The sequence below is a fragment of the Vibrio sp. Sgm 5 genome (assembly GCF_026241575.1).
GTDB lineage: Bacteria > Pseudomonadota > Gammaproteobacteria > Enterobacterales > Vibrionaceae > Vibrio > Vibrio jasicida.
Genome location: NZ_JAPHPY010000028.1, coordinates 63110 through 73647, shown reverse-complemented (window position 1 = coordinate 73647; position 10538 = coordinate 63110). Strand labels below are relative to the sequence as shown.

Annotated in this window: 10 protein-coding genes; 2 read left to right on the top strand and 8 right to left on the bottom strand. The window is 47.5% G+C overall.

All coding sequences use genetic code 11. The annotated features are described in order from the left end of the window. Nucleotides 1-94 precede the first annotated feature (94 nt). Nucleotides 95-994 carry an AraC family transcriptional regulator gene (locus tag OQJ86_RS16025; RefSeq protein WP_265988366.1) on the bottom strand — a complete coding sequence of 300 codons (900 nt, stop codon included), beginning with the start codon at nt 992-994 and terminating at the stop codon, nt 95-97. A 184-nt stretch (nt 995-1178) separates the two neighbouring features. Here OQJ86_RS16025 and OQJ86_RS16020 point away from each other — a divergent pair, with 184 nt between their 5' ends. Further along, the gene (locus tag OQJ86_RS16020) at nt 1179-2042 is read left to right on the top strand and encodes a helix-turn-helix domain-containing protein (RefSeq protein WP_265988365.1); all 864 of its coding nucleotides are present in this window, start codon (nt 1179-1181) and stop codon (nt 2040-2042) included. Between the two features lie 91 nt (nt 2043-2133). Next, the gene (locus OQJ86_RS16015) at nt 2134-2721 is read left to right on the top strand and encodes a GNAT family N-acetyltransferase (RefSeq protein WP_265988364.1); all 588 of its coding nucleotides are present in this window, start codon (nt 2134-2136) and stop codon (nt 2719-2721) included. 80 nt (nt 2722-2801) lie between these two features. Here OQJ86_RS16015 and OQJ86_RS16010 read toward each other — a convergent pair whose 3' ends face one another. The 7 genes from OQJ86_RS16010 to OQJ86_RS15980 all read right to left on the bottom strand — a co-directional run bounded on the left by OQJ86_RS16010 (nt 2802) and on the right by OQJ86_RS15980 (nt 10347). After that, nucleotides 2802-3068, bottom strand: a complete 267-nt coding sequence (locus tag OQJ86_RS16010) for a DUF2999 family protein (RefSeq protein ID WP_004746427.1) — start codon at nt 3066-3068, stop codon at nt 2802-2804. A 43-nt stretch (nt 3069-3111) separates the two neighbouring features. Further along, nucleotides 3112-4488, bottom strand: coding sequence for an MATE family efflux transporter (locus tag OQJ86_RS16005; protein WP_265988363.1), 1377 nt, complete (start codon nt 4486-4488; stop codon nt 3112-3114). 84 nt (nt 4489-4572) lie between these two features. Continuing rightward, the gene (locus OQJ86_RS16000) at nt 4573-5436 is read right to left on the bottom strand and encodes a helix-turn-helix domain-containing protein (protein WP_265988362.1); all 864 of its coding nucleotides are present in this window, start codon (nt 5434-5436) and stop codon (nt 4573-4575) included. A 99-nt stretch (nt 5437-5535) separates the two neighbouring features. Then, nucleotides 5536-6645, bottom strand: coding sequence for a lipocalin-like domain-containing protein (locus OQJ86_RS15995; RefSeq protein WP_265988361.1), 1110 nt, complete (start codon nt 6643-6645; stop codon nt 5536-5538). Further along, complete coding sequence (locus tag OQJ86_RS15990) at nt 6645-9176, bottom strand: ABC transporter permease (protein ID WP_265988368.1); 2532 nt, start codon at nt 9174-9176, stop codon at nt 6645-6647. Before OQJ86_RS15990 ends, OQJ86_RS15995 begins: the two co-directional genes overlap by 1 nt. Further along, nucleotides 9163-9873, bottom strand: coding sequence for an ABC transporter ATP-binding protein (locus OQJ86_RS15985; RefSeq protein ID WP_265988360.1), 711 nt, complete (start codon nt 9871-9873; stop codon nt 9163-9165). Before OQJ86_RS15985 ends, OQJ86_RS15990 begins: the two co-directional genes overlap by 14 nt. A gap of 228 nt (nt 9874-10101) precedes the next feature. Further along, nucleotides 10102-10347 carry a DUF3297 family protein gene (locus OQJ86_RS15980; protein WP_005374689.1) on the bottom strand — a complete coding sequence of 82 codons (246 nt, stop codon included), beginning with the start codon at nt 10345-10347 and terminating at the stop codon, nt 10102-10104. Nucleotides 10348-10538 lie beyond the last annotated feature (191 nt).

Below are 10538 nucleotides of genomic sequence, written 5' to 3'. Positions count from 1 at the left end.
GATCGCACACACGTGAAAGAGTTCAAAAAAAATCCCCAAACTACAAGCTTGGGGATTTGTGTATAAGAGACAGGCAACGATGCAGGCTTTTGGTTTATTTGATGGCAGTGCAGAAGCTAACGTCTGCATGATGCGTTTGTGGGTCGAAGCTGTGGTAAAGCTCAAAGCAAGGACGATCGTCGTTCTCAATGCCGGATTCAATTACCTTGCTCATGACATCATCCCACGCTTTTGAGTATTGGCTCGGATCAGTAATGTGTTGGCGCATCACCGCATATTGACCGCCGGGGAAGTCTTGCAGCTCAATGCCTTTCGGAACTTCGGTGTCCTCTGGCACCATCAAGCAGATATCAGTGCGACACTTCTCATCTGGCGTGATTTCTGGGTTGTCATGGTAGATGAAGATGCAGGTATTGCCTGCCAAACCTTTCATTCCTGCCCATTGATACAAGCGACCTGATGGCTCCTCATAGCCTTGGCCGTAAGGGCCGTTTACGCGAATGTAAGCCAGTTTTTCTTTTTCAAAGTTTTGCGTTTCCATTGTCATGCTCCATTTGGTGAGTTCAGAGCCAGTATATGAATCGCTTGGTGTTACTTCGTTTCCATTCTTGCGCAACGTGTGTCCAATCTTGCTGTTTCGTGCTAATTCAGAAAACTGTTGGTAGTTTTCGCAGTCACGAAAGGCCGTAGGTGTAACGCCATAATGTTGTTTGAAGGCTTTGGCTAAGCTCTGTGAGCTAGAAAATCCGTACTCTAGGGCAATGTTCAATACCGGTTGCTTGGATTTGAACAAGTCATCGGCGGCGGCTTCTAGACGTAAACGTCGAATGAAATCGGCCAATGTCTCGCCTTGCACGGCTTTGAAAGTGCGATGAAAGTGATAAGGGGAAAGGTTCGCCAGCGCGGCCACTTCTGGCAGGTTGAGTGGTTCATTAAAGTGTTGTTCTAAAAAGCGAATCACAGGAACCAGTCGTTGGTGGTAGTCGACGCGCATCGGGGGATTTCCTTGTTCTGTTCAGCTTGTATTCTCTGCTCAAAGCCTACCGCAATCCAACAAGCTTGCAAGGGAGCAGGGTGAGAAATGCGTGGCGAGATGAGCGTCAATCAGTCACACTCAACGAGCAGATGTTTAAGCAAAAACGTTGCGCTCATTATCTTTACTAACCACTAGGACAATCATGATAGCTTGGAAACAGTCTCTGCCAGAGTACGAATGGCTCATTCATCAAGTTTGGTACTTGGAAGTGCCAGAGGGTGAAGTCATTGACCCCAAGCCGCACCTTATTCCAAACCCGCGTGCTCATTTACTCTTTACGCCACCAGAGCAAGGCTACAGTTACGACACGGGGGACATTAAGCTTGCTGGCAAAGGCTGCCACTTATTAACGGCTAACGAACATTTGCTGTTGTTGGAAGATAGGGCACCCATCAAGCGTATTGGTATCACCTTTCGTCCAGAGGGTTTGTATGCCATTGAGTCACGGTTTAGTGATGCATCCCAAGTTGCAGCAATTAACCAATGCGAATGGTTTGATTGGCTCAACACGGCGTTTGATGAGCGCTTTCAACAAGGTCTATGGCAGTTAGAGTTGCAGGATTCACCGCAATGTTTGCTGGACTATATCAAGCGACATTTAGATGCGTTAGATATCGAACCTTGCCGTATCAAACCGTTTTTGGCATCGCAAAAAGCGGTGTCCGTGATGGATGCTCAGGCGCTACGCTCACCTGAGTTAGCGATGGATATTGATGAGATAGCCAAACAGTGCGCCTGTTCTCGCAGAACGCTTGAGCGCAGTTTCAAACAAGTGGTGGGGTTGAGCGTTAAGCAGTATCAACAAATGGCGCGTCTGGAGCAGATGATTTTGACTCTCTACAAGCAACAAGAAGCGATTGATTGGGCGAGTTTCTCACAACAATTTGGTTTCAGTGACCAATCGCATTTGATTCGTACCCTCAAACAGCAGCTAAGAAAAACGCCGAGCAAATATTTGAAAAAGCGTGACTTAACCATCGATATCTATGGCGATTTTGAGTCGTAATACATTGCTAATCAGCCCGAAAGTTGTCGCAAAAATCCAATTTTTCTCTTATTCGCTGGGCTACTATTTTCAGCAGATAACGAGGTAACACATGTCATATCAAAAACTAAAACAAGGCGAAGCTATCCCATTTAACGAATCGTTGACTATTCAGCTGATTCAAGGCTCTGATCTACAAGATATTATCGAGATGTTGAACGACGATAAGGTCAATCAATATCTGTTCTTCGCTCCTGCTGACAACAGTCTGTATGAAGGCTTCTTTGGCCCTATTATTGAAAATACGGCACAAGCGATCAAAGACGGTGTTTGGCCAGATAGTCCAACGTTCGTGATTCGCGACCAACAAGGTCAGTACATGGGAATGTGTGCAGTGACCGCAGTGATGTTCTTAACTGGCAACTACGAAGTGGGTTATCAGTTACCTACTTGCGTATGGGGCAAAGGCGTTGCGACTCGCGCTTGCCAAATGATGACCGAGATTGGATTTACTGAGCTAAACGCTCATAAAGTCAGTGCCGATTGCTACGCTTCTAATGCTGGCTCTTACAAGACGTTAGAGAAAAATGGTTTTACTCAAGAAGGCCGTCAGAAAGACTACTACAAACGAGAGCAAGGCTTTGACGACAAGCTTTACTACGGTATGACCGCAGAACAATTCGCGTCTTTAAATCGCTAATAATTAGCGAACAAAAAAGGCCGTTAACTCACATGCTCGGGTTAACGGCCTTTTCTATATTCAGCGCTAATGGCTAAGACTTAGTTGCCTTGGTTTTGGCTTTGAAGCTTCTCTTTTGCTTCTTCAACCTTTGAGAAATCCAATCCCAACTCGTCTACGGCTTCTTTGATTAGCGCAGGGTTTTGCATCACTTGCGCCATCAGCATTTGTAACTTGTCTTGTGGCAAACCTAGTTGGCTGATTGTTGCCATTGCCGCTAGAGGGTTTTGCGTCAGAGTCTGAAAAATCTCGTTGATTTGCTCATCGCTGATGTTGTTCTCTTTTAGCAGCGCAATAATCGGGTTCATCGTATTTCCTTTTAATCACAGAATGTAATAGAACCCGAGTTTATCATTTGGCTTTGCTTGGTTGAACTAGCAACTGCGCTTGTTGTTCGATGTTTGATGCCATGGTTCTGCGACGATAAATCAGCAGCATGCTCAAACTGATCACGGCAGTGAGTGCTTCTGCAAATACGATGCTTGCCCAAATACCGTCTTGTGGGAACAATTTAGGCAGTATCAGTACGCCCAGTGCGACAAACACAAATCCACGGCTCAATGAAATCAGTGTGGCTTGTTTTGGTTTTGCAATCGCCTGGAACAAGTTCGCAATCACCATGTTAAAGCCCATCAAAGGCACACCAAGAAAGAAGAAACTGACGGCAGTTGAAGCCAATGTGATGAGACCATCATTGCTGCCAAGGTACGCCGCGGCGATGTTTGGAGCGAACAGCCAAACTATAATCAAAAACACGCTTCCACTACCAATTGCGGCTTTTAATCCCAGTTTTAAGATGTCATCGATACGCTCAGGGCGTGCAGCGCCGTGGTTAAAGCTGATGATTGGCTGACACGCTTGTGCGATGCCGACCATGACAAACAGAGCAAGAACGCCAACGTTGGTGGTTAAGCCATAAGCGATGATATGGCTCTCGCCGAACTGTGTTAGCAACACATAGTTGAACAAAACGATGGTCATGGCAGACGTCACTTCGATAAAGAAGGTTGGAACCCCAATGCTGATGATCTCTTTGGTTTTGTCCAGACCAATGCCTTTCAAGCTTAACTCTAACGACCCTTTCTTACGTGCAAAGTGGCTAAGCAGAATCACCGCGATGACGACTTGAGAAATCGCTGTCGCGTACGCAGCGCCTTTCATTCCCATCCCCATTTCAATAATGAATATGTAGTCAAAAAACAGGTTAGCAATCGCACCAAGTGACATGGCGTAAGTTGCCAGTTTTGGGTTGGCATCGTTACGTACAAAGCACGACAGTACCCACGCTAAGGAGTACAAAACAAAGAATGGCAGCAATACGCCCAGGTAATCATGAGCCAGTTGCGCCATGTTGCCTGAGGCACCCATAAAGGCGATCAATTCATCAAGCCAAGTTAACGCAGCAACCACAGTGATGGTGGAAAGGATCGCGGTAAGCAACATGGATTGGCTGAACCAAAGTTGGCTCGAATCCGTGTTACCTTTGCCGATTTCTATCGACATTTTAGCTGCGCCACCAATGCCAACCATCATGGCAATTGCGGTGAAAATGGAAAATGGCGGAATGATCAACGAGAGCGCACCAAGGCCATCTGGCCCCACGCCCATGCCGATAAAAAAGGCATCGCCCATGATAAAGAGTGACTTTATCACCATGCCTGTTAACGCTGGCCACAGGTACTGATAAAAAGATTTTGAAATGGGATCAGTTTTGAGATTGATAGCCATAATGTGCAAATAAAACCCGTTTGTGGTGAATTGATTGGCGGGTATTATCAGTACATATCGGTGCGGCTAAAAGGGATTATCCGCCTATAGTGTTGTACTATCTACACATCTTAATCGGAATTCTGCGGGTGATTCGCTCATTTGCTTTCGGTAAAAGCGGCTAAAGTAAGCGGGATCGTCAAAACCTAACTCAAAAGCGATGGTTTTGATGGTTTTGGCTGAAAACACCAGATCGCGGTTAGCCTCAAGCATGATACGGTCATGAATCAGTTGGGTGACGGTTTTTCCTCTCTCGGCTTTTACAATTTCGTTGAGTCGTTTGCTGGTGAGGGCGAGCTTTGATGCGTAGAACTCACATTTTTTCTCTTGTTTGTAATGCTGGTCGATAAGCTCGACCAATTGCCCCACTCGCATGTCGCGCTGTTCGCCTTTTCGGTCAGAGGCTTTCGCATGGCGCAGTAAGTAGCGCAAAAAGCAATTGATGAGTGACTCCACCAAACCCCAGTCGCAGTCTTGTTCTCCCCGCTCACACTCTTGCTTTAACATGCCGAATAGCGGCTCTAGATGTCGAATCCCTTCTTCGCTGCAATCGATGTAAGGAGGGCGGTCACTGTGAGTGGCAAAGACGCTTTCGACTAATTGCGTACTGCGTTTGTTGGTTTCAACAAAGCCAGCAGCAAACACAAGTAAACGAACATTGTTACCCATAAACTCAGATAGGTGCACTTGCCCTGGCGCGATGGTGAATAAGCGATTAGCTCGGTTTTCATATTCGACAAAATCGATGCTTTGTGTGCCTTTATCTTCTTTGCACCAAACCAGCTCCCAATACTCGTGACGGTGAGGCTCTAGAAACGGGTCGTCTTCATCGTCAGTAATTTCAATCGCTCGGCAAGGCTGGCCGAGGATTAATCGCACTCTGGGAATGATCGGTTTGTTGCTGTTCATGATAACTGTCGAATTTGCTCTGCTGGTGGACCTATTTATTATGAATCGAACCACTGAAATTCTGCACGGATTTTTTACTTAGCCTCTCACTTAGAGGGGTTAATACCCTGTTAACTCCATATAACCAGTCCCTGAATGAGAGCCCTTAATTCGCACTGGGCCTTCCCAGTAAGGCACCGAAAGTGGCATTTTCGCGTTCGGGTTGAGTGCAGAAACCGTAAGATCGATTTGCTGGTTAGGAATCGACACTTGCCACTGGGTTGGATACTTTCGCCCTTGGATTTCTGTTTGCTTGGTCGCCTTTAACTGAATGTCTTTTTGAGAAATGGCGATGCCAGAACCATCTTGCTGCATCAGCCTTGCACTGGAGTAACTGGCTGCTCCGGTTTTGGAATCACGCAATTGGAACACCACCAAGCTGGTTTCGTCGCTCAATCTTAGGGCAAACCAGTCCCAGCCTTGTTGTGAGTCGAGTAAGAATTGCGAGCTCCACTCTCGGTCTATCCAACCTTTGCCGGATACTTGATGGTTTTTGCCGTCGATCGTGACTTCACCGGAGACTTCAATAAACGGTTGGCTGTAGTAATACGAAGCCACCTGACCATCGGCGCTTTTGGTGCTGTACCCTTTCTCGCCTTGCTTTTGATAAGGTGCGCTGTTGGTAAGCGTCAGCGAATAGCCAAACTGTTCCGAGTTCGCCTTCAATGTGGCAGGGAAGAGGTCGTTGGTTGAAGAAATCCACTGCCAATCATCGAGGTAAACACGAAACGGTGAAGTGTCGACGCCAGTTAGAGAGGCTCGATCGCGCGACCATTTTTCATCGGCGTAGTGTTTGTCAGCTGTCGTGACTGCGCTGTGCGCCATGTAGATTTGTTGAGCTTGCCACTCGGTTTTCTTCACGTCATCTTCGCCCGTTGGCGGCGCAGCAGCAAAGCGAAATTGTGTCCACTGGACGCCAAGTGGGTTGCCATCTTCATCAATTAAGTTAGCGGTTAAGTACCACCATTCATGACGAAAATCCGGGTGCGCTTGATGGTCTGCCGGGAAGGTGAGTTCAATCCCTTTTTCTACGGGAGTGAATAGGTTGCTCTCGCTTTGTGTTTCTCCACTGCCCAATAGCATACCCATATTTTGTTGTTGCGGATCTTCACAGCCGAATAGGAATACACTGCTTATGAACAGAGTAAGTTTGCTTGCCAATCGAACCATCACAACACCTCGCTTTGCAAACTGGAGACGACAGGTTTACTGACCAATCGCCACAGCGGAATCAAGGTTGCAATCACCGCCACCAAGATGGTGATTGCCGCAATGCTGAGGGCGTCACTCCAATTCCACAGATAATTTAAGCTCCAACCAAAAGCGTGCAAGGTGACGATGTCTGTCAGTACATAGCCAACCATGGCACCGAGGGGCAGGGCGATAACCAGAGTAAAACTGACCAAAGCGACGATCTGTCCGACCACCATGGTCATTAATTTAAGACGACTAACACCAAGTGCGTACAGCCTCGCAATCGCAGCTTTGCGCGCGTCGAGCAACATGAAACAAGCACTGAACAAACCAATCACCGCGACCATCAAAGTCACGCCGTTGAGTGCGCGTGTAATGGCGAAGGTCTGCGAGAATATATCCAACGCGATGGATTTGATTTGTGCCTGATCGTAGAGCTGACTTGGGTGTAGATGCAGTTGCTCGCGCAGTTGGCCGTATACGATTTGTGGGTCACCCGAGACTTTAATACCAAGGCTTGTTGGCAGGTCGGTAAAGCCACTCTCTTGCCATAATTTGGGTGCTAATAAGACTTCACCGTTAGGTGAGCCGTAATCGTGGAATACCGCACCCACAAGCAGGTTCTTACTTGGAGCGGCATCAAGCGTGAGTTCGCTACCCAGTGATAAACCCAGTTTGACCGCAGTAGGTTCACTGATGGCGACCAACTCACCTTGGTAAAAACGCTGCCAGAAGTTCTCCAAATGGGATTTGAACACCATGGTTTGTTCTAAGGTGTCTTTGTCTTTGGTGCCAAGCAAAATCGGTAAGCCTTGCAGGCTATCGTCGACGTAGTATTGCTTGTAGACGGTCTCAACCTTGTCGAACTGCCCTAATGCGCGCTCTACATCAGCGATTTCTCCTTGCGCAGGGCTGACGTAAATATCGGCGTGCAGCCTTTGTTCTAACCACTGTTTAAGGGTGGATTCAAAGCTACCAACTAGGGTATTCATCCCCATATTGGCAGTAACGGCGAGTAGCAGTGCCATCATGGCGAGAGAAAGCGGAGAAATCAGCTCACGCAGCTCGGCAAACAGATACTGCATCAAACCGGAAGTTGTGCGCTTTTCACACCAATTGGCTAATACGCTGAGTGTTTTGGGTAGATACAAAGGAATCGACACCACAAGCACGCCGAGCCATGCCATGGTGAAGCGGTGATGCTCACTCAGCCATAACCCTGCGAACGCGAGAGCCGTTAAAGCAGCACCTATCACGAACAATTGGTTTTCGTTAGAGGCTTCCGGTGCTTGATAAAATCCGCCATGAGAGGAGAGCGGTTGGCGCACTCGCTGTTTAAAGTGCTGCCAACATGCTAATAGGGTGGCGGCTAGCGTGAGCAGCAATGCTTGCGCCCACCATTGCCATTGCCAAGTGCCGGGCAGCAGTGTCGCGCCGTAAAGTTGTTCAAGCGTTAGTGCTACGGTCGGATGTAGCCAATGGCTTAGTTGCATGCCCAATACAAAACCGAGGGAAGCGCCGATGGTAACGAGAATCGTGAGTTCAACTAACAGCGCTGAGAACACAATGCTCGGCGCAACACCTGCCTGTTGGATTTGAACTAACAGTCGATTGCGTTTCAGCAAGCTGTACTTGACGCCGTTGTAAGCGATGAACAGCCCAACTAAAAAGGCGAGTAAGCTCATTGCCGTGAGATTGAGGTGAAAGCTGTCGGTCAGCGAGCCAAGGTCTGTACTTTGATTATTGGAAATCCATTGTCCTTGCTCACCAATCAGCTTCTGCCATTTTGCTTGCGTGTCTTTATTCCCTTTATCACCCGAATGGAAAACCGCAATGTAGCTGAGCTGCCCTTGTTTATTGAGCAGTTGCTGGGCAAAACCAATGTCCATCAACATTCGGCTACCTAACTGCCATTCGTCAGGTAGCACCACCACTTGGGTTGGAATGTCGTCCAGAGTTAGGGTTTCTACCTCTCCTAAGTTTTGATGTTGAGATTGGCTCATCATCACGATTGGCTTGCCGGCTAAAAGCTCAGGCAAAGGTAAAGCACTGTCGAACAAAGACACGTTCTTTTGGTTATCTGATGACTTTTGCTTGTTATCCGTTGAGTAGCGCGAACGTGAAGAGATAGCGGCAATCAACTCGCTGCCTTGTACTGACCAGCGTTGACCTTGTTCGTCTCTCACTCGCCCTTCGATTACAGGTAGCGCTGCACTGAGTCCGTTTTGTCTAAGGGTGAAGTAGATCGATTCGGGCAGATAGTTTTGCCCTGCTGGTGGAATAATTAAGTTCTGAGCTTGTGCGCTAAGCTGCTCGGTAGATTCCGCATAACTGCGCTTGGCATTGAGGTTGATGGCTTGCACCGCAACAAACAAGGTCACAGCCAGCACGATACCGATCAGAATTGCGGCGGCTTGCAATGGCGCCTGCCGATAGTGCGCTACAAACAGATTCAGGGCGAGTCGAGTATGAGTAAATCTGGTGTTTGATAGCTTAGCTCGCTTCATGGCGAAGCTCATGTTTGTTTACTTGATGATTGTTCTGTAGCTGACTGTTATCCAATCGCAGCCGTATTTTCATAAACTCAGCGCAGTCAGGACTGTGGGTGACTAACAGCACTGCCGTATTGCCTTGGGTGGTGATTTCACTGAGTAGTTTCATCACTTCCAAGCCGGCTTTTTGGTCGAGGTTTCCTGTGGGTTCATCAGCAAGTAGCAGTTTAGGTTTGTGTGCCAATGCGCGTGCGATAGCGACTCGTTGTTGTTGACCGCCGGAAAGGGCAGAAACATGTCTATCGAGAAGTTGGCTGATGCCTAGAGTCTCGACCAAATAATCGCACCAGTCGTTCCATTTCTGTTGATTCAAATGTAGAGGGAAGGCGATGTTTTGCTGTACGTTGAGCGGCGTTAATAGATTGAATTGCTGAAAAATAACACCGAGTTTTTGGTGGCGAAATCGGCTCCATTGTGGGTCTTTCCAAGCCGCCGTGTTATCGCCGTCTAGCCACAACTCACCATCGGAAAGTGGCTCAAAGCCAGCAATGACATTGAGTAGGGTACTTTTACCGCTACCACTGGCGCCCGTCAGCGCAACACTCGCTCCTGTGTTCAACGTGAAGTCGACCCCTTCCAGCACGCGATGTGTCTCTTTGCCATCAACAAAGCTTTTGCTGGCGTGTTTGAGTGTGACAAGTGGGCTTTCCATTTCCTCTCCCTGTATTCAAAAGGTGTCGTTTCTTTTGGCAATGGCTATTGCAGTTAGTTCTCTAGAAACTTTAGACAACAATAAGATAAAAACAGCGATTTAAATCGATTTCTTAATAACTTGTACTGAAAAGAAGAGGGAATAGATTAATCGAGAAAGGGGGATATGACAGGCATTAAAAAAGCCCGAGTCAAACTCGAGCTTTCAAAGAAATTCAGCGTGGTCAGCTTACACGTAGTACGCTTCAACTTCGCCTTTAAGCTTGATTAGCATTGGGTTGCCGAAACGGTCTTTTGCTTTAGGAGATGCAATTTTTACCCAACCTTCGCTGATGCAGTATTCTTCTACGTCAGTACGCTCTTGGCCGTTGATGCGAATACCGATTTGGTGCTCGAAGCATTCTTTGATGAAGAATGGGCTACGTGGGTTACCCGCTAGGCGATCTGGTAGAGCTGGTTTAGCTGTATCTGTCATGTTTGTGACCTTGAAGTCATTAAAAAAAGTGCGCCATTGTAGTCAGAGTCAGGCGAGTGTTCAAGAAGTGTCAGTACGAGTTTGAAGCACATAACACTTAAGTCACCTTAAGCTTTGACCGCGACTCCCTTGCCTGATGATGTCGATACAAAGATACCGCCTGTTTCGGCGGTATCTCTTTGACCATTTAG

What these genes read in the sequence shown, in the direction of transcription:
- OQJ86_RS16025 (WP_265988366.1), bottom strand. Translation starts at nt 994, where the DNA reads ATGCGCGTCGACTACCACCAACGACTGGTTCCTGTGATTCGCTTTTTA.
- OQJ86_RS16020 (WP_265988365.1), top strand. Translation starts at nt 1,179, where the DNA reads ATGATAGCTTGGAAACAGTCTCTGCCAGAGTACGAATGGCTCATTCAT.
- OQJ86_RS16015 (WP_265988364.1), top strand. Translation starts at nt 2,134, where the DNA reads ATGTCATATCAAAAACTAAAACAAGGCGAAGCTATCCCATTTAACGAA.
- OQJ86_RS16010 (WP_004746427.1), bottom strand. Translation starts at nt 3,068, where the DNA reads ATGAACCCGATTATTGCGCTGCTAAAAGAGAACAACATCAGCGATGAG.
- OQJ86_RS16005 (WP_265988363.1), bottom strand. Translation starts at nt 4,488, where the DNA reads ATGGCTATCAATCTCAAAACTGATCCCATTTCAAAATCTTTTTATCAG.
- OQJ86_RS16000 (WP_265988362.1), bottom strand. Translation starts at nt 5,436, where the DNA reads ATGAACAGCAACAAACCGATCATTCCCAGAGTGCGATTAATCCTCGGC.
- OQJ86_RS15995 (WP_265988361.1), bottom strand. Translation starts at nt 6,645, where the DNA reads ATGGTTCGATTGGCAAGCAAACTTACTCTGTTCATAAGCAGTGTATTC.
- OQJ86_RS15990 (WP_265988368.1), bottom strand. Translation starts at nt 9,176, where the DNA reads ATGAAGCGAGCTAAGCTATCAAACACCAGATTTACTCATACTCGACTC.
- OQJ86_RS15985 (WP_265988360.1), bottom strand. Translation starts at nt 9,873, where the DNA reads ATGGAAAGCCCACTTGTCACACTCAAACACGCCAGCAAAAGCTTTGTT.
- OQJ86_RS15980 (WP_005374689.1), bottom strand. Translation starts at nt 10,347, where the DNA reads ATGACAGATACAGCTAAACCAGCTCTACCAGATCGCCTAGCGGGTAAC.